Origin of the sequence: Bradyrhizobium campsiandrae (assembly GCF_014529705.1) — a bacterium.
GTDB classification, from domain to species: Bacteria; Pseudomonadota; Alphaproteobacteria; order Rhizobiales; family Xanthobacteraceae; genus Bradyrhizobium; species Bradyrhizobium campsiandrae.
Genome location: NZ_JAANIH010000006.1, coordinates 125,108 through 148,947, shown reverse-complemented (window position 1 = coordinate 148,947; position 23,840 = coordinate 125,108). Strand labels below are relative to the sequence as shown.

Sequence of the window (23,840 nt, the reverse complement as noted above, 5' to 3'; positions counted from 1 at the left end):
GGGTTCAACTCTTGGAAAGAGCTTCGCCCGGGATGTCAATATGCTATCGACCGATCCGGCTCAGCAAGCGCGGTTTTTATGTCCACGGCGATGTGAACGTCCCGTTTTGGACGGCTGCCGGATGACCATGCCGATAGGTGGCGCGTCGATTTGCGGCCCGGCCTCGTCAGCTGAGGCTGCTGCCGTCGAACGACGGTGCGGCCTTGCCACGATAGCCGACCACGCGAGCGCGGCTCAGGATGGCGCCGCAGCAATAACCAAGCTGCAACACCGTCGCAAACAGCAAGATCATGCCGACCGTGTGAGCCGGTCCCTGTCCTTGCCATGCAGACATCCCGCCGATCAGCGCGGCACCGAGGACGATGGCAGGAGGCAGGATGAAAACTCTGAAGCGACCCCCGAGCAACGATCCGATCAACAGACTGAAAATGGCGATAGTACTCACGGCACAACTCCCCCGAACCGACCATCAGTGTGGCCGGTCCCGCCCTAAGGGTCGCTTAAGCAACAGGGTTGAATAACCGTTCAAATATCTGCGCAATGTTGCGTAAAATGCGTGCGATTGGCACGAAGCGCGTCACGTTGCTCAGCCAAAGGTCACACCCGCGACCGCGCTTTGATCACCGACGTATGCAGACGCCGCAGTGCAGAAATCGAATCGGTTTTTTTGGTTGCAGTGCCGCAATGTTGCTTTGTTTGGTTAAGACATTCCGCAACACGCATCGCAAGTTTGAATCGACCGCTTGCACTTATCGGCTGCGAGTGCGTGGCGAGGCAGCGAGGGACGGATGGCTGTAGCTAGTTATGGTTCGGGCAACGTCTATTCGGCTGTCGCGAACCGTCGCAGTGCCCTACAACACCCTCTCCAGATCGTGCTGCTCGCGGGTGACTTACTTGAACTCCGGCTTAGATATTCCGCGGAGAGTGGATTGTATCGTCTGCTCGTGGCCGAGCAGGATTCGTCGGTTGGTGCGGGTCTCGTCGTCGCCGCGGTGTTCGTGACGATCTCGTACTTCCAGGGCATCTACGAACATCATCGTCTCCTGGGCGCAGTCTGGCAGCTGCGCAAGACGCTGGCGATCTGGATCGTCTCGCTGACGATACTCGCGGTCGAAGCGTTTCTGCTCAAATCGTCGGCGGATCTGTCGCGCGGAACCACGCTGCTGTTTGCTGCGACTGGCGGCATTGCCTTGGCTGGGCTTCGGGTGCTGTGGCGCATTGCCTTGAATTCGTGCTACGCCAGGGGCCGTCTGGTCGACCTCAAAATCATGTTGCTCAGTCTGAAACCACTCGTTTTCACCTCAATTCGTTTCAAGGATCTGCGCAAGCACGGTTTCAACGTCGTGCGGCATTACGTTCTCGGACCATGCGCAGACGGTGCCGGGTGGGATCACGCGATTCGCGGCGTGGTGCGGCAGACGCTCGGGGCCGTTGTCGCGGGCTATCTTCATAAGATCAGCAGGGTCGAAAAGCCTCTGCTGCAGCGGCTGAGCCACAACCTTCGTGTCGTCCCGCAGCCGATCCGGCTGCTGCCCGACTTCCCGATCGCCGATCTCGTTTCTCGCCCGTTTCAGCCCGTCAGCGGAACGGTTGCCATCGAGATTCAACGTGCACCGCTCACCGTGTTCGAGCGGGCGCAGAAGCGCTGCCTCGATGTTGGCCTTGCCTCGTTTGCCCTGCTGCTGCTGGCGCCCCTGTTGGTGACGGCCGCGGTCATGATCAAGCTGGACTCGGCGGGCAGCGTGATCTTCAAGCAGTCCCGACGCGGGTTCAACGGCAAGCCCTTCCAGATCTGGAAGTTCCGTTCCATGACGGTGGCGGAGAATGGTCACACCGTGACGCAGGCGACGAGGTCCGATGTGCGGGTCACCCGGGTTGGTCGCATGTTGCGACGGACCAGCATTGACGAGCTACCGCAGCTCTGGAACGTCCTGCGCGGCGAGATGTCGCTGGTCGGGCCACGGCCGCATGCGTTGGCCCACGACAATTATTACGACCAGCTCATCAGCAACTACGTGTATCGGCACCACATGAAGCCGGGTCTAACCGGTTGGGCCCAGGTCAACGGTTTTCGTGGCGAGACACCGACCATCGACCTGATGGAAAAGCGCGTCGAATACGATGTCTGGTACGTCAGCAACTGGAGCATCTGGCTCGACATCAGGATCATCCTGAAGACTGCGCTGGCGCTGGTCCATCACGAAGCCTACTGAGCGCGGCAGGGCTCGCGTCGGTCCGAAGCGGCCGAGGATTGTCGGCTCTGCAGTAGACGCGATGGTTTTTGTCGTTGGCCATCCTGTGATGAGCGCCGGCCGAGAAGGTCCCAAGCGATCCGAAAGATCCGGTTGAGCGCACCCAACAGGGGTCTTGCCCATCCGATTCAACGGCCTCGACATTCGCCTGGCTCGGGTCGGTGGCCGCGCACGGTCATGTCGGCGGCCGATCGATCGGTGCAGGGCGAGAAGCGCGCCAGCCACTTTGGTTCGCACGCGCGGCTGAGCCACCGGCAGGTCTGGGGTTACGATACGCCCGGGCACAAGACTCGCTGGCTATGGGACCTGTCTGGCAAATCCAGGATTACCGACGGTTCGGGTCAGGTTGGTGATGCTGGCCCCAGGTCAGGGTTGATACCGGCGGCAGGAATGGGCTCCAGGCGTGAGCCGGACCCAGGCGCCGGCGTCGCCTCAGGCTCCTTCGACATAATACGCGTTGTAGTGCGAGCCCTTATAGCCTTCGATGCGCTTCAGCATCTTCGGGTTTGCACCGTTGAGAACCGCGCCGAGCACCTTCTTCTGAATGCCTTCCGAGCTCGACAGCGATTCCTGCAGGGCAGTGCGCGTCGTGCGGCCCCATTCGATGACATAGATGTAGGCGTCGGCGAGGTGGCTGATCGCCTTGGCATCGGTCACCGGCATCACCGGAGCCGGATCGATGACGATGTAGTCGTATTCGTTTCGCAGCAGCGTCAGCAGGTCGGCCATCGCCTTCGAGGCCATGATGTCGGCGGAATTCACCATCCGAGAAACCGCAAACGAAGGCAGGAAATCCAGTCCGGTCTCTGCGCTGCGCCTGATCTGGTGTCCAACCGATTGCGGATTCTTGAGAGCCTCGAGCAATCCGCTCTTCGCAGTCGGGTCGAGCTCCCTGGTCAACGAGCGCGTATGGAGATCGCCGTCGATCAGCAGCACACGCTTGCCGGTGAACGCGGTGAGATGGGCGAAGTTGGCCGAAACCGTGGTCTTCCCTTCCTTCGGAAGCGAGGACACGATGCCGATGACCTTCACCTCGCGAGAGAGCCGCGCGAGATCGATCGAAACCTTGATGATGCGCATGGTCTCAGCATAGCGCGAGAAGGGATGATCGATGTCGTAGCGGGACAGCTGGCCGCTGGGCTCGGCCGGCTCGCCATCCTGCGATCGCGACCGGCGCAGCTTCGGCAAGCCCATCGCCTTGGTGCCGATGGCGGGCAGCACCCCCAGGCATTTGACGCCGATCTCCTCCTCGACCTCGGTCGGCGCGCGAAGGACGTCGCTCAGCATTTCCCGGGCGAAGGCGGCTCCGAGGCCGAAGCAGAGGCCACCGAACAGGGCTCCGATCAGCGAGAGTATCGTCTTGGGCGAGCTCTTGCGGTCCGGCTTGACGGCGGTGCTGATGATGCGGGATTCGCTGATGGGGAAGCTCTGGTTTTGCATTGCCTGCTGCTGCTTCTCGAGGAAGCTGTTGTACAGGTTGCGATAGGTGTCGGCGGCGCTCTCGAGGTCGCGCAGCTTCACCTGCGCCTGGCCGGTGTTGCCGGCCTGGCTGACCAGATTCTTGAGGTTTTCCTCCAGCGACGTCTCGCGGCTCTTGGCGATTTCGTAGTCGCTGCGATAGGCGTCGCCGATGCGCTTGACTTCGTCTGCGATCGACTTGCGCAGCTCCTCCATGCGGCTGGCCAGATTGATCGAGGCTTGATGGGTCTTGCCGTAGCGGGCCGACCAATCGGAATACTGCGCCTGCAGGTCGAGATATTGCGCGCGCAGCCGGGTGATCACGGGATTGTTCAGCGCGTCGGTGACCGTCGGCTGGGCCAGGTCCTTGTCGGTGATCGCATCGATGCGGTCGAGCCGGGCCTTGGCCTCGGCGGTGGACGCGCGGGCCTGGATCAGTTGCGTGTTGACGTCGGTCAGCTGCTGCTCGTTCATCAAGCCGCGGCTGGTACCAACGATATTGTTCTGGCTCTTGAAGGTCTGCACGGCGCGGTCGCTGGCGGTCGCTTGCTCGCGCAAATCGGCGCTGCGCTGCTGAAGCCCTTCGCTGGCGCGCTTGGTGGACTGATATTTTGCGTCGAGGGCGCCCACGATATAGGCATCCGCGATCTCGTTGGCGATCTTCGCCGCCTTGTCCGGATCCCGCGACTTGAAGCTGGCCGACAGGACGTAGGTCGTCAGCAGGCGCTCGACCTTGAGATTGTTCTCGACCGCGGCAACCGTTCCGCGTTCGATCCGCTCCTTCGACGCAGGCCCGTCCGAGCCGAACAATCCGATGACTTTACCGATAAGGGCACCCAAGAGGCCCGGATCATCGCCGTTAAACTCGGGATCCGCCGTCAGATTCAGGCGGCGGACCACGGACCGGATCAGATCGTCGGAGGTGATGATCTCGACCTGACTGTCGACGAAGCCGGGGTCGATCAGCGCGTTGTTCGTGCCGTTGTCCTTGTCAAGCACCTGTGTCTGGCGCGTGTCCATCAGGATACGCGTGTTCGCCGTGTACATCGGCGTCGCGGTCAGCAGGTAGACGAGACAGATCGCCAGGGCCACTCCCACGACCGTTGCGATAACAGGCCATTGCCGGCGCAGAATGCCAATGATCCGCTCGAGGCTGAGCGTCGATGCCGCCATCTCGACCGCGGACCTCTCCTGCAGATGAAATTGCTCTCTGGGCTGATACATCTGAATGTTCATCGACCTGACGTGGGGTTATTGGGGGAGCGGCGCAGGAGCAAACGGATCGCCGATATCCGTGCTCCATTCACCAGTCATGAGGCTGTTCGCCGAAGTGGAAGGCTTGTTGCTTGCCGATCCCGGCGCGCTTCCACCTAGGGAGGGGGAGGCCACCGCGTTCGGATTGAATTCGACGGCCTCAAGCTCCGCGGAGTAGCCCGAGCTAACGGCAGAGTCTGCCAGCTTTTGCACAAACTGACGGGTCTTCTGGGCATTCTCGGGCTTGCGCGACAGACAGATCAGCTGCGCCCGACGCAGCGCCATGCCGATCGAGCTCCGTTCGGCATTGGCGGATTCGCTGACGAGATCGCGGACGGCGGTCAGGAGTGTCAGGTCGCTCACGATATAGGCAGCAAACCGGCCTGTGAGCTTGCTGCTGTCGCCGCGCACGGTGGGGTCGTGGAGCAGCGACGCAGGTTCCGTCTGGAAGACCTTCAAAATGGTTGCGGGGACGCGCTCCGATTGGTCGACGCATTGGGCCTCGCAACGACCCGCGCACGCCAGTGTCAGCCCTGCGACCGCAAGCGCTGCGCGAAGCCCGCTCAGCGGGCGACCGGGAGATTGTCGTCGTTGAAGCAGGGCCAAACCGCTCATTGCGCTCATTCACATCGTCGCAAGGACACATCGTCGCAAGGATTCTTTCAGGCACAGTGTCGCGCTTAACTATGTCAAATTCTTGTGCGGTGCAAAATTTAGTACGAAGCTCGGAGATTCTCGGCAAATTCTACGCTCAGCGATCGGCCTGTTTGCAAGCCCACCACATGCAAGCGAAAGCTTGCGCTCTTGATCGCCGATGTTCGCCGGAATCGCAGGTTGATTGCCGAACTGCATCGCAATCCATTCCTGACCGCGGAACTCCTTGCGCGAACGGGCAAGTACAAATTGTCCAGTGCGACGTCGCTATCCGAAAGCCGCGCCTCGATGATTCGTTCCACAATTCCTTCCTGCAACTGCAAGATGTAAATCCACTTGCGGCGATCCGGTCGCGATCAGTTTGTGGTGACTGGTGATTGCGCGGTCGTTGCGGCAGTCGTCAGCCGACGGCGAGACTGATGACGAGATCGGCGACGATGAGAAATCATCGAGCATCATGCTTCCCAGATAGGCAGCAGCGAGACTGCGAGCGGGCATCATGAGCGTCTCACAAGATCAACCACTGACAGCCGCAGCGGCGCCGCATTTGAGTTCCCGAAGCGCGATGCTCTTTTGCCACATTCGTGTCGAATGAAGAGGCTAGTTGCGTTGTGCTGCGAGCACGCAAAGCGAGGGACATCGACGGCAAGAGATGCGTTGGCTGATGGGCTTCTTGTTCTGTGGATCACCAGTTGCTCATCCAGAAGTGCGCGATCGTTTCCTTCGCGGCTTGTCGACGGATCGTGTGCGGCGAAGCGCGTCGTCGCGCTCGTGCATTTGATGTGGGCGGCTCTTCCATCGATCTGCATGCAAGAAATGCGAGCCGAACATTGTGCTCACGTCGAATGCTCAGTAGAAATGTTGCGCTGCAAAGTGCTAGGAAATTGCCGTGACGGTGCCCGTCCATCGCGAGAAAGAGCATGTCCTCACGCTGGACAGCATTCGGGGAATTGCTGCGGTTACCGTGGTGATTCACCACGTCATCCTGATGCCGACATTCCTCGCGGCGTTTCCGAATCGTGCCTGGATCGATTGCGCGTTCTTCCGCAGCGGCGGATTCATGGTCGATCTGTTTTTCGTGCTCAGCGGCATCGTGATGTCGTTGAACTATCTGCAACCCGATTTCGGGCGATTTTCCTTGCGCGAGTTCATGGCCCGACGGTTCGCGCGCGTATATCCCCTTCACATCGTGATGCTTCTCGTGTTGCTGCTATTCCGCCTCGCGCGCATCGGGCTTGGATTGGTGATGGCCGGGATCGTCGTGACCGCTCCCGCGGCGTTCGAAGTCAACAACGGGTATTCGTTCTTCCTGAATGTCTTCCTGTTGCAGTCCGTCGGCCTTGTTCAGTACCTGAGCTGGAATGCGCCGAGCTGGAGCATCAGCGTCGAATTCTACACCTATCTCGTGTTCGGCCTGATGCTGCTGGCCGCGCAGCGGTTTAATTCGCTCGCCTGGTTTTACGGCGGGGCCGTCGCACTGGCGGTCTGCAGCTGGTTGATCCTCACGATGGTGGTGGCGGCACCGCAATTGGACGTGCAGTTCGACTGGGGCCTGCTGCGCTGCTTCACGAGCTTCTTTCTCGGCGTGCTCGCTGTGAAAGCAGTCGAGGCATTGCCGCGCGACATCAGCCCGGCCTTGCAGGGCGCCATCCAGCTTGCGGCCGTGGTGGCATCAGTTGCGCATGTCGCGTTGACGGAGGCCCATCCGTGGATGAGTTACCTTGTGCCGGTGACTTTTGCGGTGCTGCTCGGCTCGCTCTTGGCGTTTCCCAGGGCCGCGGTCGTCCCCGGCATGCTCAGCATCAGGCCACTGCTATGGCTCGGTGAACGATCGTACTCGATTTACATGGTCCACGCCTTCGTCGTGCTGCTCGCCGAGTATTTTGTTCGCGCCGTGGGCAAGCATGCAGTGGCAAGCCTCGAGGCAATCCATCCGGGGTTGGCGCCGACGCTCAATCTGCTGGTCGTGCTCGGCGCCGTGCTCGCTCTGTCGCAATTGACCTATCGGTGGATTGAACTGCCCGGGTCAAGGCTGGTGCGAAACATCTTCCACGGAGTGGCGGCCTATTCGCCGGCGCCGGCGGAGCCCTCCACACGGCTGTCGAGCTGAGGACCGATATGACGACGACAACGCTCGCGCTACGCCGGACGATGCCGATATTGCGGTTCCCGCTGCTGATGTGGGGGGCGTTCAGCCTCGAGGCCGTTGCCATGGCCACATATTTCCTGCGCGATGATTTCTCGGCCGCCGCGCGATACTATCTCTACATCGCGCATCTGAGCCCGATCTGGTTCATACCGGATGGCTTCGGATTCATCTGTCTCTTCCTGTTCATTTACCGCTGCATCATCCAGAACCGGAGCATCATCGCCCTGGTCGTGCTGGTGTGGATCTTCCTGTCGCTCGGGATCGGCTATCTCTTTCTCGGCAACTCCACGGCGCTCGCCTCGTCTTTCAAGATGATCCTGCCGGTTTTCATCGGCTTCAGCTTTTGCGATTCGAACACGGCTGCCTACAAGAAGCTGCTGCTGCTGATGTCGGTACTCTTCTACGCATCGATCTTCGGCGTCGTGCTGTCGGCGTATTGGAAGGCGCCGTGGCTCAATTACACCTATGAGGCGTTCGGCGTGAAGCGGCAGGCCGGGCGGCTGTGGTGGGCAGGCTCCGAGCAGCGACTCTCCGGCTTCTGCGAGGATAGCACCGTCGTCAGCCTCTTCATTCTGGTCGGCTTCGTCATGACGTCGATACGAAAGAACGTGTGGTGGTGTCTCGTTTGCGGCGGGGTCGCTCTCTATGCGTTGAAGCTGACAACGAGCAAGACGACCATGGGCGTTCTCGCCATGTATCTCCTCGCCTTGCTCGTCGTCCGCGCAATGCCTGAAAGAATGCGTTTCCCGACCTTGAGGATGTTGGCGGCATGGTCCTATGCCACGATCCTGGTTCCCATCTTCCTGATCCTGGTGTTCGGCGGGACGTCGGTCGGTCAAAAAGCTCTTCTCTTCAGCCTGGTCGACCGGATCAACAACAGCTGGCAGAAGCCGTTCGTCTTCATGTCTCAGTTGATGCCGATCGGCTATATCACCGGGTGCGGCGTGGGCTGCTTCAACTATCCCATGAATCAGTTTTCAAACCTGACGTCCTACTGGGTACCGGTCGATAATTTCTATCTCGTCACCTTTCTGATGTTTGGTCTGCCTTTCGTCGCCTTCATGTTTTTTGTCATCCGAGCAACCCTGCTGACGACCGACATTTACAAATTGTCGCTTATATTCGTGCTGAATATCTTCAGCATCACGGTGGCTGATTATGGGCCGGCGTCGGGGCTGTTGCTGATGTCGTTCATCTTCAGCGACGTGTTCTCCAGGCGCGCTTCCTTCGTCTTCCAGGGCGGAAGGACGAAACGAGGCTATGCGCTGCATCCGAGCGCGGCCGCCCAGGGCGTGCCGGCAATGGCCGGAGCCACGCCTCGATTGAACGAGTCGGGTTGAAGGGCGGGCGATGCACAGGCGGCTCGCATTCATAGATACCTTGCGCGGCATCGCGGTCCTCGCGGTGCTGCTCCAGCACGCGCTGGAGCAGATCGTGCTGAACGGGTCCGCCGGTGATTACTATCGGATCCTCCACAATGCGGTCGGCGAATACTTCAATTTCGGCCGCTTCGGCGTCGCGCTGTTCTTCTTCGTCAGCGGCTTCGTGATTCCGAACAGCTTTCCCGACAGCTCGGCGCCGATCCGGGACTTTGCGATCAGCCGCGTTTTCAGGCTCTATCCGGCCTATTGGGTGTCGATCGTCGTTGTCTTGCTCATCGCGCCGGGGTTCGAAGCCAAGACATTTCCGCTGTCGCAGATCCTTGCCAACATCACGATGTTGCAGATGTTCATGAACGTCCCGAACCTCAACATCGGGTATTGGACGTTGGCCGTTGAGCTGATCTTCTATGTCGCATGCATCGCGTTGTTTGCGATCGGGTTCCTGAGGACGCGCTGGACCGCGATTTGCATCGTCGTGGCGGCCTCTCTGACTGCGATCGTGGCGGCTCCGTTCGTCAAGGCGCATCTCTTCTGGGGGCTGCTGGAGCTCATGCTGGATCTGACGGCGATGTTCCTCGGCAAGGTGGTGCGCGATGCCGTGATCGGCGAACGCCTGCAGTGGCGTCATGTCGCGATCTGCACGCTGCTTTACGTGCTCTATGCGGCCGTTTGCGCCTATCGGCGCTATGGCGTGGACTACCAGGACAATTTCTTCTGTGCTTACGGCATGGGGGCCGCCTATATCGCGGCTGCCATCGTGTTCGTGGCCTTTGCCGGACTAGGCGAGCGAGGCGCGGTGGGTGTGCTGTCGTTCGTCGGCCGCATCAGCTATTCGGTCTACCTGATGGGCCCCTACGCGCTGGTGGTGGTCGTTCATTTTTTCGGAACGGGGCAGAGCCCGCTGCAATGGTCTGTCTTTGTGATCGGAGTTGCCTGCGTGTCGATCTTGGTCAGCTGGCTGAATTATCTCACCGTGGAGAAGCCGATGATAGCCTTTGGTCTCCGGTTTCGTTCGCAGGCGCTTCGTGCGGTCACACTTCAGCCGTCGTTGCGGGGACAGGGGGCCGAATGAGCAGCCACAGCGAAAAATCCTATGCGGAATCGGGCGGCGCGTTCGTCCCTTCCATTCAGGGATTGCGCGGAATTGCCGCGCTCACGGTCCTGATCTGTCACTTTCGCGACATGCCCAAGGGGGGCATGCCCGATGTCCCAGGCGCGGGCTTCCTGCCGCCGATCTGGCCATGGCTTCAGGCCGTGCTCAATTCCGGCGGGCACGGGGTCGAGCTGTTCTTCATGATCAGCGGCTTCCTGATTCCGGCGAGCCTGGTGCGGCATGCGTCGATCGCGAAATTCATCTACGATCGTGTTCTGCGCATCATGCCGCTCTTCGTCATTTTGCACCTGACGCTGTTCCTGGTCGGGCCGTTCGTCGGGTATAAGTTCTTCCGCGGTCTGGATCTTGCGGGCTATCTTGAGATTTTCATCGCCAACCTGTTCTTCCTGCAGAACGCGCTGGGCTTGCCGATCGCCCAGCAGAACGCCTGGACCCTGACCTATGAATGGGCGTTCTACATCTGGTTCGCGCTGACCTTCTGTGCGGTCGTCCAGCTCAAGAACTGGTGGCTGGCGGCGCCCATGATGGTGGTGGCTGCGATTGCGCTGTTCTATTGGCCGATCGCGGCCTTCTTCGGCATCGGCATGCTCTTCAGCGCCACCAACATCCGCATTCCCGCCTCCGGTCCCTTGGGCCTGGCTGCGGGCCTGATCTGCTTTGCCGCGATGTATGCGGCGCTCGATCTCTTCCACCCCTTTGTCAGCCTGATTCCGGGCTTCCTCCTGTTCGGAATGGTGCTTGCGCCCGGGTCCGGCGTCTCGACCATCCTGAAGGCGTCGCCGCTGCAATATCTCGGCAAGATCAGCTACAGCTTCTACCTGGTCCACCCGTTCATGCTGTTTCCACTGCAGATGATGGGTCTGAAGCTGGTTGAGCGCGGCTACGATCGATGGCTGTTGTGGTCGGGCTTCGTGATCATCGGGACCGTCCTGGTGCTGATCGCGAGCGCCATGAGCTATGAGCTGATCGAGGTGCGGTTCCGCCGCCTGATTGACAGCGTGTTCCGCAACGCCTTGTTCGGAAAGAGGGCGGCGCGCAGTCCTGCCTGATCTCGGTTCCTCACGCCGGGCATGCCCGCTTGCGTCAGGCGGGTCTCTGGTAGAACCGGCGCAGCCGAAGCGCCGGTTTTTCGATGACGTTCCACGAGAAGGCCGCGAAGCCCAGCGTCAGCACCACGACGATCGGGAGGATCACCGCCAGCGAAAGGTGGTGATCGGGCCCAAGGACACGCTGGAAGATGTCGATCGTCGCCTGCGTGATCGGGAAGCCGTAGAGATAGATGCCGTAGGAAAGATCCTGGCTGAACAGGCGATCGAATGCCTTGAAGCTCTGCATGCCGATATAGACCGTGCAATAGGTCAGGAAGAGTCCGGCAAGCGGCAGCAATACGTTGAGCCACATGATGCCCGCGTAGCAGAGGGCCGATGCCACAAAGAGCATCCAGTGGATCGGCACGTATTTCGCGTTGAGGCGGAACACCATGCCGAAGAAGAACATGTAGACGAGGTACCAACCGGCGAGCCGCGTCGAATCGGACCGGACGTTGAAGGTGCCGGGATCGATGCAGTAAGCGACGAGCTCGGCAAGGAGCGCCGCGCCCACCAGGAACGTGATCCAGCGGACCTTTCGCGCCTCACCCGAGATCATGCGCGCAAGCAGAAGCGCGAAGGCGAAGACGTAGCACCACAGCTCCCAGGGCAGGGTCCAGAGATTGGCATTGACCATCTCCGGCCAGGGATTGTGCAGGAACAGGCCCGGCAGCTCGAACGTGACGTGGCCGACGATGTTGCCGAAATAGCGGTAGAACTGGTACTCGGACAAATATTGCGACAGCGGCAGTTGCGTCAGCAGCGGCCCGACCAGCAGCGCACAGAGCGTCACCTCGACGCTGAGCGCCGGGACGATCCGCAGCACGCGGTTGATGAAGAAGGTCTTGAGATCCGGGTTCTTGATGGCGCTGCCGGTGACCAGGAAGCCGCTGAGCGCAAAGAACATGCCGACGAGGGCGATCAGTCCGGGCCGCAGCAATTCCTGGATGATCTCGGATGCATGGAGGTGGCTGAACGACAGCGCGGTCAGTCCTCCCATCTTGTCGAAGGCGGCCGCGCCGGGATCCTTGAGGACATAGACGGCCATTCCTGGTTCATCCAGCTTCTTGACGAAGGCTGCGCCGGCGAACAGGCCGGCAACCGCGACACGACAATGATGCGACAGGATGATCAGCGACAGCATGTGCCGCATCATGTTGAAGCCCGGCCCGAGACCCCCGTTCCTGGCGAGAATGCTTTCCGCGGTGTCCTGCCGCGCCAGGCTCGACTGGATGGTGTCGGGCAGCCGCCGGAGACGAGACGGAGCGGAGGGACGCACGCGACCGAGGGCGCCCGGCAACGAAACGGCTGCGAGCTCTGGGTCCCGATCCGGTTGCGACATTCTCGTCAGCCTTTCATGCGCGCAGTTTTGCCGGCATCAGCCGATGCCACGAAGTTGAAGCCAATTCATGGCCGCCCGACAGCTCGGCGCTAGGCGACGACCGAGCGGCGGCGTCCGAGCCTGCGGCACCAGGCGATGAGCGGCTGCTCGATATACCAATGGATCAGGATTCCGGCGAGGATCGACACGATCACCGACATCATGACGAACAGCGCGGACGGCAGTGGATTGTGAAGCCGCGCGGATATCTGAATCAGCACGACAGCGGTCGCTGCGTGGGTGAGATAGATGGAATAGGAGGCGTTGCCGAGCAGCATGCCGAGGGAATGCCACGGTCCTGGCGCCTCGGTCGAGACGATGCCGAGCCAGACCACTAATGTCGCGAACAAGGTCCACCACAGCGCCCGAAGGCCATTGTCTTCAGACAGCGTGGCCCCGACAAGGGCAGTTGCCAGGATGGTCGCTGCAAGTGTGAGCAGGAATGCCGCCGGGAAGCGGTTCTGCACGATGGGGTGCGCCTTCAGCCACAGCAGGCCCAGCACGAAGCCCATGCCGAACTGCAGGTTGGGCATCATGATGTTGCCGTAACCGACCACGGTTGCGAGCGCGAGGCTGGAACTTTCGGGCTGCAGCAGCTCCGGCCACGCAAGCAGGCGGGACGCCGCGAACCACGCCGGCGGCGCGACGAACCAGGCCGCCAGCAAATATGCAAGAGGGCCCGGCCGCCACATGGTGAGAGCGAGCAAGGTGGAGGAAATGAAATCGAGCCTGAGCGTCCAGACCACGTGGGGGCGCAGCTCGCCGATCGGCCACAACGCCATGGCGCGTAGTCCCGGCAGCAGATCGATCCTTGCGGTCCCGGCCATGGACAGCAGGTTGTATCCGATCACGCATACCCACATGAAGGGAATGATGCGCACGAAGCGCCGGACGAAGAATTCCGTGCGCGTGGCGCGGATCGGGCCGAATGAAACAATCGTGATGATGAAGCCGCTGATGACGAAGAAGATGGCGACGCCGAAGAGGCCGGTTTCAGCGAGCGCGAACGGGCTAATCCCGTAAGACGGCGGCAGGCTGACCAGCCAGTTGACGTGCCAGATCACCACCAGAATGGCGGCAAAACCGCGCAGATACTGAATTCCCGGGACGATCCCGCCCTTGGGCGAACGTGCACCCTCAATATCCGTCAATGTCGCCTCAATGCCGCGTCAGCTCGCAATGTCGAGCGCATCAGGGCTGCCGTCTAACCCTGATTTTGCGGCGCGATGATGGTCGATGAGGCGAGGTGGTGGCGAGCAGGCGAGGCCCAGCTCATGCCCGGGGTTGCGTGCGGTGAGGTGGAACCGCGCCGCACGCGCCCCCGGGCCTGATCAGACGAACAAGAAGTCGTTGCTGCTCAGATTTGCGGCGACGACGTTCTTCAGCAGAACGGTGTCATTCGCGGTGACGTGGACCAGCGTGTCGGCGCCGGACTGGCTGAGCTGGAGCTGGCTGTAGTCGGTCGCCAGCAGCTTGGCGATCGCGACCGTATCGTGGCCGGTTGCCGATCCCGCGTGAAAGCCGTTGACCGTGTCGCTGCCGCCGCTGAAGGAGATCGTGGTCGATCCGGCGCCAGCCACCGCAAAGACGTCGTTTCCGGTACCGCCGGCAAGCGAGATGCCTGCGACCTTCGCCGCGGCGTTGTGCGTTCCGTTCGAGTTCAGGATGTCGACATAGGCGAGGTTTCCGGCGGTGTTGTAGGCGTCGTGCTCCGTGTTGGTGGCATTGAAGTAGAAGTTGTCGTGCGACCCGTCGGCGTTGTTGACGTACATCTTCGCCTTGACGCCGTCCGTGTAGACCGTCGTCGAATTCGAGCCGTCGGTGTTCTGGACATAGTCGCTGGCGATCTTGCCGTTCGAATAGGTCTGGGTATCCTTCGAGCCGTCGGCATTGGTGATGTAGACCGAAGTCTTGACCCCGCTGCTGTAGTTGGTGGTCGTGGTATTGCCGCTGGCCTTCGCCACCGTCTGGGTCACGCTGCCGGCCGTATCGAACGAGGAGGTCAGGCTCGACCCGTCGGTGTAGTTCTGCACCTCGGTGGTCTTGTGCCCGGTCTGGTCGTACAGATCCGTCGTGATGCTGCCGTCCGAATTGACGACCTTGCTGTACTGCAGGGTGCCGTCGGCGTGCAGATCGGTGATCGCCGTGATCGTGCCGTCCGCCTTGCTCTGCTGGATCTCGGTCGTGTAGGCCTTGCCGGTGATGTTGAAGAACGTGTTGGTGTGCGTGCCGTCCGCATGCGTCTCGTAGGTCGCGGTCTTGACGTCGTTGCTGTAGACCGTCGTCGACGACGAGCCGTCGGTGTTCTGGATCAGCGTGCTGGTCAGATGGCCGGACGTGTAGAGATCGGATTCCTTCACGCCGTCGGCGTGGGTGATGTAGACCGAGGTCTTGACGCCGTCGCTGTAATTGGTCGTCGTCGAATCGCCGCCGGCCTTCGCCACCGTCTGCGTGACGGCGCCTGCCGTATTGTAGGTGGAGGTCAGCGTCGAGCCGTCGGCGTAGTTGACGACCTCGGTGGTCTTGTGACCGGTGCCGTCATACTGGTCGGTGGTGACGCTGCCGTCGGCATTGACGACCTTGCTGTATTGCAGGGTGCCGTCCGCGTGCAGGTCGGTGATCGCGGTGATGGTGCCATCGGCCTTGGTCTTCTGGATCTCGGTCGTGTAGGCTTGGCCGGTGATGTTGTAGAAGGTGTTGGTGTGGGTGCCATCGGCGTTGGTGGCGTAAACCTTGGATTTCACGCCGCTGGCATAGACCGTCATCGTCGACGAGCCGTCGGTCTTCTGGACGAGGTCGCTGGCGATCACGCCTGATGTGAACAGCTTGGTGTCCCTGGTGCCGTCGGCGCTGGTGACGTAGATCGAGGTCTGCACGCCGGCGCTGAGGTTGGTGGTCGTGGTGGTGCCGTCGATTGCCTTGGCCACGGTCTGTGTGACGACGCCCGAACTGTTGTAGGTCGTCGTGAGGCTTGAACCGTCGATGTAGTTGCGCACCTCCGTGATCTTCTGGCCGGCCGTGTTGTAGAGGCCGGTGGTGGTGCTGCCGTCCGCGTTGGTGATCTTGGTGTACTGCGTGGTGCCGTCAGCGTGAAGGTTGGTGAAAGCCGTCACGGTTCCGTCGGCCTTGGTGGTCTGGATCTGCGTCGTGTAGGGCTGACCCGTGATATTGTAGAACGTGTTGGTGTGGGTGCCGTCGGCGTTGGTGACATACACCTTGGATTTGACGCCGTTGGCATAGACCGTCATCGTCGAGGAGCCGTCGGTCTTCTGGACGAGATCGCTGGTGATCACGCCGGCTGCGAACAGCTTGGTCTCCTTGCTGCCGTCGGCGGCGGCGATATAGATCGACGTCGGAACGCCCGCGTTGAGGTTCGTCGTCGTGGCCGTGCCGTTGGCAGACTTGGAGACCGTCTGCGTCGCGACCCCCGACGTATTGTAGGTCGTGGTGAGGCTCGAGCCGTCGGCGTAATTCTGGACGACCGAGATTTTCTGTCCGGCGCTGTTGTAGAAGCCGGTGGTGGTGCCGCCGTCAGCGTTCAGGACCTTGGTATATTGCGTCGTGCCGTCGGCATGCAGTTGGGTAATGGCGGTCACCGTTCCGTCGGCCTTGGTGGTCTGGATCTGCGTCGTGTAGGCCTGGCCGGTGATATTGTAGAAGGTGTTGGTGTGGGTGCCGTCGGTGTTGGTGACGTACACCTTCGATTTGGCGCCATTGACATAGAGCGTCACCGTCGATGATCCGTCCGTCTTCTGGATGGTATCGCTGGAGATCACACCTGATGTGAACAGCTTGGCTTCCTTGGTGCCGTCGGCGCTGGTGATGTAGATCGACGTCTGCACCCCCGCGAGGTAGTTGGTGGTCGTGCTGGCACCGCCGGCACCCTTGGCAACGGTCTGCGTCACCGCTCCGGAGGTGTTGTAGGTCGTGGTCAGGCTCGAGCCGTCGGTGTAGTTGCGCACCTCCGACGTCTTCTGTCCGGCGCTGTTGTAGAGATCCGTTGTGGTGCTGCCGTCGGCGTTGACCACCTTGGTGTATTGCGTCGTGCCGTCGGCGTGCAGGTTGGTAATGGACGTGATCGTCCCGTCAGCCTTGAGAGTCTGGATCTGAGTGGCGTAGGCCTGCCCGGTGATGCCGTAGAACGTGTTGATATGAGTTCCGTCGGCGTTGGTCTCGTAGACCTTGGACTTCAGGCCGTTGGCGTAAACCGTCGTCGTGACCGATTTGTCGGAGCCGAGGACCGTTTCGCTGGAGATGCTGCCGTCCGAATTGTAGTTGATGGTCTGCTTCGCGCCGTTGGCGCTGACGATGACTTCCTGCGTCTTCACGCCGGCTGCGTACAAGATCGTGTCGCTGCTGGAGTCGACGTTGACGAGCGATTTGCTGGTGATGACGCCGTTGCTGAAATTCGACGTCTGCGTTCCCGTCAGCGTGCCGGAGGCATTGAAGAATTTCGTCTCGCTCCAGCTCGTCGTGGAGGTCGTCACGGAGAAGGAGTAGCCGCCCTGAATCGCCGCCAGCGCGTTGCCGTAGTGCGAAATGATGTAGTTCATCGTCGACGCCGAGGCGACGGCCAGCACGTGGGTGTCCGTCAGGGTGATCGATTGCAGCGTCGTGGAGGCCGAGAGATCGGCGAGTTCGGCGACGATCTGGGCGGCAGTGCCGGTGACGTCGCTGGTCTGGCCGGGATTCGAGGGAGCCCGGGCGACGCCATCGATCTCGATGATGATCGGGTGATCGCTCACGGGAATCGTGAATGAGCTGACATTGGTGTAGGTCGCGATCGGGTCGGTGCCGCCGGTGGGATCGTAGACCTTGATGGACTGGTGCACGCCGTCGAGCTGAACCGTGACGGTCTGGCTCGGATTGCTGATCTCCGTGTTCGTCTTGGGATCCCAGACCTTCGGTTCGGCCCAGACGACGAGATCGTAAGCGCCGTTGCTCTTGCCAAGCACCATGCTGTTGCCGGAGTCGGGCATGTTGCTCAGCGTGTAACTCAAGGGGCTCGTCGGCTGGCCGCTGCCGGTTCCGTCGTCGTTGAGGATTGTCGTCAGATTATGCACGGCGGTGGCAGCCAGCTTGGGCGTGCCGTCGTCATAGAACAGTCCGAAATGGCTCTGCGGGTCGGTGTCGCTGCTCGACGAGTTGCGATCGAGCAGCTCGTAGAGATAGGTTGTGCCGACACCGCTCTTGAAGGCGTCCATCAGGGTGTTGAGGATGGATTTCGCCTGGACCGATTCGTTCACACCGAGATATGGCGTGGTGCTCAGCGTGGTGTATCCGGTTTCGGTGATCACCGTGGGATCGCCTGGTGATACCGAGCTTGCCAGGTTCAGCGCCGATGCCAGCGCGGCCGCAGGCGTCGTACCGGTGCTGACATAGGCGTGCGAGTTGGCGTAGTCCGAGGACGCACCGAGATTGCCGAGCTTGGCGAAATCCGCGGGGTCGTCGTAGCCGAGGGTCAGATTGTAGACCGGAAGCTTCGCGAGGGAAGCGTCGGCCTTGATCGCGCTGTAGAGCGCCTGCTGGAATTGCGCGGCGGCGCTGATCGACGAACTGCCATTGTAGCTGAACGCCTGGAGATTGACTTCGTTCAGGCCTTCGAGCGCGATGACGCTGCCCGGGTGGGCCGCCTGGAACGCATCGAGCGCGGCAATGTATTGCTGCAGGCCGGCGGCGCCGGTCGCCGGGATCGATGATGAGACGCCGAGATCGAATTTGTATCCGTCGTTCGCCAGGCCATCAAGCACAGGTTGTGCTGCTGGAATGTTGGTCAAAACGTCGCGAAGCGTGGAGACGCCGAGATATTTGAGATAGTCTTCGATCAGCGCGAGGTTGTGGTACATGCCCAACGCATATGACAAGTGCGTGTTGACGTCGATGGCGCTCGCGAAAGCGCTTGAGGCGAGAAAGGCTTGATTGCTGCTGGTGATAGTCGTCGACATGAGTTGCTCTGGTGATGCCCGCTGTGTTGCTTCATTGCGTAGCGGCAGAGTTTGTCAGTGACGTTAGAAAGAAGGCTAAAGATGTAGGTATCCGCGGCTTTTCGCTGAACGAACTGCAAGTATTTTCAGCATATTGTGCGACACTGCTTGTTCCATGTGGGAACTCGTCGCGATCGCCAAATCAGCGTCCGCGCATGCCCGTTGTTCTACGGAATCTTTTCACGACAACGACGTGACGAAGATGAAAATGATTCGTCGCGCGCTAATGCACCGATGCGGTGTTCGATGCCGATGCGCCAGGCAACTGATACTCGCTTCGCCACCCGAGTCGCTGCGCATCGCCGTCGGAGATGGCTTCCAGCAGCGGTCGCAGCGCCTTTCTGGCGCCGCTCAGGCTGCGCTAGGCCAGGATTGCCTCGATCGCGAGGAGGCCGACATAGCTCGTTCGGTTGATTCGATAAATGATCGGGGAGGTTGTATACCGTTTCTCAATAAGGATTCGGTTCCGGCAGGCATAATAGAGCCGCCAGGCAGGTGCAGCGGGACTGACAAGCGCGCTGCGTGCACTGGTGCTGGGCTTGTCCCAGGATTCCTCGGCATCGTTGATGCAGCCCACATCGGTCAGATAGACGGTAATGCCGGCGTCCATCAGCCGCAGCGAGTAGTCGTGGTCGTCGCTGTAGAGGACGAAATCCTTGTTCGGGGGCGACACCTTCCGGATGGCGGCCATCGGCAGCAGCAGCCCGCCATAAGGGGCAGTCTCGATCCGGCGCAGATGAAGTTCCCCGTGATTGTCCTGATCTGGCCGGCCGGATCGCGTGAACCGTCGCCATAGTTTCGACGGAAGCGAGGCGAGGTGAAAATTCAGGAACGAGTTGGCGCGGATGGCCACGGCGTTCTGATCGGCGAGCAGGGTCGGATAAATACCCCGATGCCTGCGCAACGCGCACAGCCCGATATCATCGGTCGCGCCGAGCGCCGTATGCAGCGCGAGCAGGCGCTCGAGGAAGCCGTCCTCGCCGACATTATCGTCGTCCAGAATCAAGACAAATCCCACATCGTCGTCTTCGAGCCGCTGGACGGCGGTGATCCCGGCATGAAATCCGCCGGCAGATCCCAGATTCGAATCCAGCCTGATGACGTCGACGCGTGGCTCGGTTGCGAAATCGTCAGCCCGGACGGGGCGTCTGCATCCATTGTCGACCACGATCACGCGTTTGACCGCTTGGTTGCTCTGGACAGCTGCCACGGTCCGCCGCACCAGCTGCTCGCGCCGCCCGTAAGTGACGATGACACATGCGACCGATCGTCCCGCGCTGGTCGTGCGATTGAGAACGATCGATGGCTTCGGTTCCAGTGGAGCGTTCGACAATTTACTCTCGCTTGGCATCAGTTCATTTCGTTCGGACGACATTATAGCTACTCGGCCGAATTGGAACGGCAATTTCGCCGGCAATTTTCGCCACAAAAGCGTGCAAGCCTCCTGTTCGCTCCGGAAGCGGCTGTGCCCTCCCGGTGAAAGCGGATTGTGATCATATTGTGAAGGTCGGTCGTACGGATGCAGGCGATGGTGGATCAGAATCTGATGCATGCAGTTTCCCGAATGCACGGAGGCGCAATGTTCCGGCAAGTGAAGAGAGCGATTCTGGCTGCACTGTTCATAGCGCTCAGTCTGGCGACGTTCGTCGAGACTGCCAGCGCAGGTCCGCTCACATGGGGGGTCGACGGTCCCGACGGACGACGCGCAGACCTGAAGGCGATCTTCGAGGTCATGCGGGCGCGCGGGCTCACGCAGTACAGGGTCGGTGCGAACCTCGCACGGGACACCGATCCCTACGAAGTGCAGATGTACCGGGACATGCTCGCGCTCGCCAAGACCTACGGCATCACGCTCAAGCCGATATTGGCAACTCCTTTTGCCTGGGGTGATCGCACCGATGGCGGCAAATATCCGGCCGGCGACTGGAACGCGCTGTACCAGCAGGCCTATTCGAGAACCTATAGCTTCGTGATCAACTTCAAGGATCAGATCAAAGATTGGGAGATGGGCAACGAGATCAACCTTCTGGCGCTGGATTCCAGCGGCAAGAAGCTCTACGGCCGCGGCTGGACCGCCGAGGAATTCGACATGCCGGTCATGAACGACTGGGTCGCGGTGCTCAAGGGCATGTCGGATGCGATCGACAAGATCAATCGCGAGAACGGCACGCATTTGCGACGGGTGCTCAACACCACATCGACGATGTTCGGCTTCCTCGACTTCATGGCGTCGAAAGGCGTCGGCTTCGACGTGATCTCCTATCACTACTACGAGGTCCTGAATCAGAATCCGAACCGCGCGTGGGGAGGCAGCCGGCAGCCCTACAACCTGTTCAAGAAGCTTGGGTCGTATGGCAAGCCTGTGGTCTTCAACGAGGTCAATTGCGGAGAGATCTACAAGCCGGCTTACGAGAACGAGGCCGGCAAGCCTCTCACCGAGGCATGCTTCAAGAGCCTGCATACGACCTTGAGCTTCATCGCCAACCAGGTCGATGCCGACGTCGAGAGCGTGCTGATCTACGAGCTGTTCGACGAGCCGAAGAAAGCCCCGCCGGAAAACCGCTTCGGTTTGATGTACGACCTCAAGACGCCGAAGATTCCGCTTTACATGGTGTCGCGCTTCGCGGGAAAGGAACTCGCGCCGCACGAGGCCGAGGAGCTGAACAAGCGGGGAATGTAGCAGCGGCAGGTCAGGCGCTGCAGCTGCCGCCCCTGCGGCAACGTTCGGTCTAGATCCAGAGCCACGGGCAGACCGTGTCTAGCCCCACCCGGATGTAGAACTTCCAGATGTTGTCGGTTGCATATCCCTTATTGTCGAGGCCACGGATGCCGCTCACGAGCGGCACGGTCCGGAACCGTCGAACGAATTTCGACGTTCGCGGCGCGGCGTCGAAATCGTCGCGCAACGCCTTCTCGGGGAACGCGGCAGCGGACGTCTCCTCATAGAGCTTGCATTTGCCCTGGAGATATCGGCGATAGCCGGCTTTGGTCCACGCCATCATGTACATGTCGACGACCCTCTTGGGGTAGTTGCGCATGTTGACGTAGAAGTCGAATTCTTTCGGGCGCTTCTGGATCAGCTTGGCAAGATTGAGGACGATGTAGCGGCCGGTGACCTTCCAGATCGGGGTGTTCGCCTCGGCTTCCCTGACGAAGCGCGAATTCTCCATGGCATAGTCGAGCAGGAACAGTTCGCCGTAGCCACGGCCATACATCTGCGGGTAATCCAGCCCCGGGAAGGATATGAACTCGATCTTGTCCATGATGTTCAATTGCTCGGCGATGGCCTTGAGGCTCGACAGGTCGGATTCGGAGTTCTCGACGAAGACGATCTGGTCGATGCACTGGCCGACCAGGCGGCCATAGAACCCGAGCGCGTCTTCATAATCCTTGCGGCGGAGGGCGGGATCCTTGCGGCCGAGACTTCTGACGTCGGCTTTCGGCGTGATGGTCGCCGTCATGATCAGGATATTCATGGGTCCTTTCGATGTCATCTCATCAAATCCTCGCGGTCTGGCGCGGCAGATACTGTCGCTAGCTCGTCGAAGTCTTGCAGGTTTGTCCGATGGTGTGAAGGTTCGAGGCCGATCGCATGGGCTGCGATCGAGCCGGATTTCTAGGTGGCGGCAACGCGCTCCTTGTTCAGTTCAAGATCGCGCAAACCGAGGACACTTCGTCCCAATTGTCGGTGAAACAGCAGATAGCTGATCGCGATGGTCACGACGTAGGCAGCCGTGCCAAGCAGCCAGGCGGACCTCGGTGTCACCGCCATTTCCATGACGCGATTTGCGGCAACGAGACCGAGCAACGTCGCGATCGTCGCAGGCGCAAGCGCCTTGACCAGATCGAGCACCGGCAGCCGGGTTTCCCACGAGGTGATCAGCATCGTGGCGACGGAAACGACCAGCGTCACCGCGAGGTAGATCTTGATGATCCCGATCAGCCCAAATCTCAGTCCGATGACGAACGCCACGATGGTCGAGATGCTGTTCGCGGTCGACACCCAGAATTGCAGCTTAGCCTTGCCGCGCGACAGCAGCATGGCGCCGCTATAGGCCGTGATCGATTGCGCCGCGCCGGCGATCGACATCAGCCCGACCAGGGGAATGATGCCGGTCCACTTGGCCGGAAAGAACGTGGTGAAGAGATAGTCGGCGCCGAAGGTGAGATAGAGCATGCCGGGAAACACCACGGCCGCCGTCAGCGACAGCACGCCGCAGATGATCTCGTTGCGCTCCTTCAGGGAACCCCTTGCGGCCTGACGGCTGAGCGTAGCCATCAGGACGCCGCTGCCGGGCCATGTGATCACCATCAGCGGAAGGATCATGATCTGGTAGGCGAGGCCATACAAGCCGACGGCCGCCGCGCCGACGGCGCCGCCGATCAGGACGTTGCCGACCGCCCGGCCGGCAAAGTTGAGCAGATTGCTGGCCAGCACCCAGCCGCCGAAGGTCAGGATCGAGCGCACGCGGCCCCATTGAAAGTTGAGCTGCACGTCCTTTCGCGCGATGAATGCGAAGGCCGCGGCGCGGACGATCTGGACGACCACATAATAGCTCACCAGTGCCCAGACGCCCCAGCCGAGGAGAGCGCCCAGAACGCAACTGATGACCGAGACGATGACGGCGGTGATCTCGACGCTCGCCACGACCTGATAGCGCAAATGCCGCTCGAGCACGGCGCGCGGGCCGAGTGCGGCAATCGAGAGCACCACCGAAATCGACAGCGTGGCGAGCACGCGTCCCAATCCCTCCATTTCGAGGCCGGCGGCAAGAGGCGCGGAGATGGCCGCCAGGATCGCCGCGCAGAGCAGCCCGATGGCGCAGATCAGCGTGATCGCCGCGCCCGCGTCATCCCGATCGAGCGTTGCCCGCTGCACCATGGCGCTCGACATGCCGAGATCGGTCAGGAGCGCGATGAATCCGACGAACGGCAGCGAAAAGGTGACGAGGCCGAATTCTGCAGGCGCCGCGAAATACGTCATCATGACGGTCATCGCGAACTGCAGGCCGGATTTGAGGACGTTCATGCCGGACATCGACAGCAGATTTTTCAGCATTGCGTCGATCTCCGGGTGCCAGAGGATGACATCCACTCAAGTTCCATATCCCCCAGCCCCCGCAC

The 23,840-nt window shown here is 60.8% G+C and carries 15 protein-coding genes; 6 read left to right on the top strand and 9 right to left on the bottom strand.

What is annotated here, in order from left to right; translation table 11 throughout:
- Nucleotides 1–166 precede the first annotated feature (166 nt).
- Nucleotides 167–445, bottom strand: a complete 279-nt coding sequence (locus G8O24_RS06525; protein ID WP_188097619.1) for a hypothetical protein — start codon at nucleotides 443–445, stop codon at nucleotides 167–169.
- Nucleotides 446–788: 343 nt separating this feature from the next.
- Between G8O24_RS06525 and G8O24_RS06520 the strand changes: the two genes are divergently transcribed.
- Nucleotides 789–2,213 carry an exopolysaccharide biosynthesis polyprenyl glycosylphosphotransferase gene (locus tag G8O24_RS06520; RefSeq protein ID WP_188097617.1) on the top strand — a complete coding sequence of 475 codons (1,425 nt, stop codon included), beginning with the start codon at nucleotides 789–791 and terminating at the stop codon, nucleotides 2,211–2,213.
- A gap of 471 nt (nucleotides 2,214–2,684) precedes the next feature.
- On the opposite strand, the gene G8O24_RS06515 is transcribed toward G8O24_RS06520, so the two are convergent.
- Both G8O24_RS06515 and G8O24_RS06510 read right to left on the bottom strand, forming a co-directional pair.
- Nucleotides 2,685–4,934, bottom strand: coding sequence for a polysaccharide biosynthesis tyrosine autokinase (locus G8O24_RS06515; RefSeq protein WP_188097615.1), 2,250 nt, complete (start codon nucleotides 4,932–4,934; stop codon nucleotides 2,685–2,687).
- A 27-nt stretch (nucleotides 4,935–4,961) separates the two neighbouring features.
- Nucleotides 4,962–5,579 (bottom strand): hypothetical protein, encoded by a 618-nt coding sequence (locus G8O24_RS06510; protein ID WP_188097613.1) that lies wholly within the window; start codon nucleotides 5,577–5,579, stop codon nucleotides 4,962–4,964.
- A gap of 928 nt (nucleotides 5,580–6,507) precedes the next feature.
- Here G8O24_RS06510 and G8O24_RS06505 point away from each other — a divergent pair.
- From G8O24_RS06505 to G8O24_RS06490, 4 genes are read left to right on the top strand one after another with little or no spacing between them, the layout of a single operon-like run.
- On the top strand, nucleotides 6,508–7,728 hold the full coding sequence (locus G8O24_RS06505; RefSeq protein ID WP_368736597.1) for an acyltransferase family protein: 1,221 nt from the start codon (nucleotides 6,508–6,510) through the stop codon (nucleotides 7,726–7,728).
- 8 nt (nucleotides 7,729–7,736) lie between these two features.
- The gene (locus tag G8O24_RS06500; RefSeq protein WP_188097531.1) at nucleotides 7,737–9,107 is read left to right on the top strand and encodes a hypothetical protein; all 1,371 of its coding nucleotides are present in this window, start codon (nucleotides 7,737–7,739) and stop codon (nucleotides 9,105–9,107) included.
- Between the two features lie 10 nt (nucleotides 9,108–9,117).
- A complete protein-coding gene (locus tag G8O24_RS06495; protein WP_188097533.1) occupies nucleotides 9,118–10,221 on the top strand; it encodes an acyltransferase family protein in 1,104 nt (367 codons plus the stop codon).
- Nucleotides 10,218–11,312: an acyltransferase family protein gene (locus G8O24_RS06490; protein WP_188097611.1), complete on the top strand. Its 1,095-nt coding sequence runs from the start codon at nucleotides 10,218–10,220 to the stop codon at nucleotides 11,310–11,312. The genes G8O24_RS06495 and G8O24_RS06490 overlap by 4 nt, the downstream gene beginning before the upstream one ends.
- A 34-nt stretch (nucleotides 11,313–11,346) precedes the next feature.
- Here the strand turns inward: G8O24_RS06490 and G8O24_RS06485 are convergent, their stop codons facing one another.
- The 4 genes from G8O24_RS06485 to G8O24_RS06470 form a co-directional block, all read right to left on the bottom strand.
- Nucleotides 11,347–12,693, bottom strand: coding sequence for an acyltransferase family protein (locus G8O24_RS06485; RefSeq protein WP_188097535.1), 1,347 nt, complete (start codon nucleotides 12,691–12,693; stop codon nucleotides 11,347–11,349).
- Nucleotides 12,694–12,782: 89 nt separating this feature from the next.
- On the bottom strand, nucleotides 12,783–13,883 hold the full coding sequence (locus tag G8O24_RS06480; RefSeq protein ID WP_188097609.1) for an acyltransferase family protein: 1,101 nt from the start codon (nucleotides 13,881–13,883) through the stop codon (nucleotides 12,783–12,785).
- Between the two features lie 180 nt (nucleotides 13,884–14,063).
- Entirely contained in the window at nucleotides 14,064–18,677 is a 4,614-nt protein-coding gene (locus tag G8O24_RS06475; RefSeq protein WP_188097607.1) for a beta strand repeat-containing protein, read from the bottom strand.
- A 400-nt stretch (nucleotides 18,678–19,077) separates the two neighbouring features.
- Nucleotides 19,078–20,268, bottom strand: coding sequence for a glycosyltransferase (locus G8O24_RS06470; RefSeq protein ID WP_188097605.1), 1,191 nt, complete (start codon nucleotides 20,266–20,268; stop codon nucleotides 19,078–19,080).
- Between the two features lie 27 nt (nucleotides 20,269–20,295).
- Here G8O24_RS06470 and G8O24_RS06465 point away from each other — a divergent pair, with 27 nt between their 5' ends.
- Nucleotides 20,296–21,396, top strand: coding sequence for a glycoside hydrolase family protein (locus G8O24_RS06465; RefSeq protein WP_188097543.1), 1,101 nt, complete (start codon nucleotides 20,296–20,298; stop codon nucleotides 21,394–21,396).
- Between the two features lie 49 nt (nucleotides 21,397–21,445).
- Here the strand turns inward: G8O24_RS06465 and G8O24_RS06460 are convergent, their stop codons facing one another.
- The gene (locus G8O24_RS06460; RefSeq protein ID WP_188097603.1) at nucleotides 21,446–22,192 is read right to left on the bottom strand and encodes a hypothetical protein; all 747 of its coding nucleotides are present in this window, start codon (nucleotides 22,190–22,192) and stop codon (nucleotides 21,446–21,448) included.
- Between the two features lie 140 nt (nucleotides 22,193–22,332).
- On the bottom strand, nucleotides 22,333–23,775 hold the full coding sequence (locus tag G8O24_RS06455; RefSeq protein WP_188097601.1) for an oligosaccharide flippase family protein: 1,443 nt from the start codon (nucleotides 23,773–23,775) through the stop codon (nucleotides 22,333–22,335).
- Between the last annotated feature and the right edge of the window lie 65 nt (nucleotides 23,776–23,840).

Coding starts and splice junctions, on each gene's coding strand:
- G8O24_RS06510 (WP_188097613.1), bottom strand. CDS start 5,579: ATGAGCGGTTTGGCCCTGCTTCAACGACGACAATCTCCCGGTCGCCCG.
- G8O24_RS06465 (WP_188097543.1), top strand. CDS start 20,296: ATGTTCCGGCAAGTGAAGAGAGCGATTCTGGCTGCACTGTTCATAGCG.
- G8O24_RS06485 (WP_188097535.1), bottom strand. CDS start 12,693: ATGTCGCAACCGGATCGGGACCCAGAGCTCGCAGCCGTTTCGTTGCCG.
- G8O24_RS06470 (WP_188097605.1), bottom strand. CDS start 20,268: ATGCATCAGATTCTGATCCACCATCGCCTGCATCCGTACGACCGACCT.
- G8O24_RS06455 (WP_188097601.1), bottom strand. CDS start 23,775: ATGCTGAAAAATCTGCTGTCGATGTCCGGCATGAACGTCCTCAAATCC.
- G8O24_RS06520 (WP_188097617.1), top strand. CDS start 789: ATGGCTGTAGCTAGTTATGGTTCGGGCAACGTCTATTCGGCTGTCGCG.
- G8O24_RS06515 (WP_188097615.1), bottom strand. CDS start 4,934: ATGTATCAGCCCAGAGAGCAATTTCATCTGCAGGAGAGGTCCGCGGTC.
- G8O24_RS06500 (WP_188097531.1), top strand. CDS start 7,737: ATGACGACGACAACGCTCGCGCTACGCCGGACGATGCCGATATTGCGG.
- G8O24_RS06495 (WP_188097533.1), top strand. CDS start 9,118: ATGCACAGGCGGCTCGCATTCATAGATACCTTGCGCGGCATCGCGGTC.
- G8O24_RS06475 (WP_188097607.1), bottom strand. CDS start 18,677: ATGTCGACGACTATCACCAGCAGCAATCAAGCCTTTCTCGCCTCAAGC.
- G8O24_RS06460 (WP_188097603.1), bottom strand. CDS start 22,192: ATGAATATCCTGATCATGACGGCGACCATCACGCCGAAAGCCGACGTC.
- G8O24_RS06490 (WP_188097611.1), top strand. CDS start 10,218: ATGAGCAGCCACAGCGAAAAATCCTATGCGGAATCGGGCGGCGCGTTC.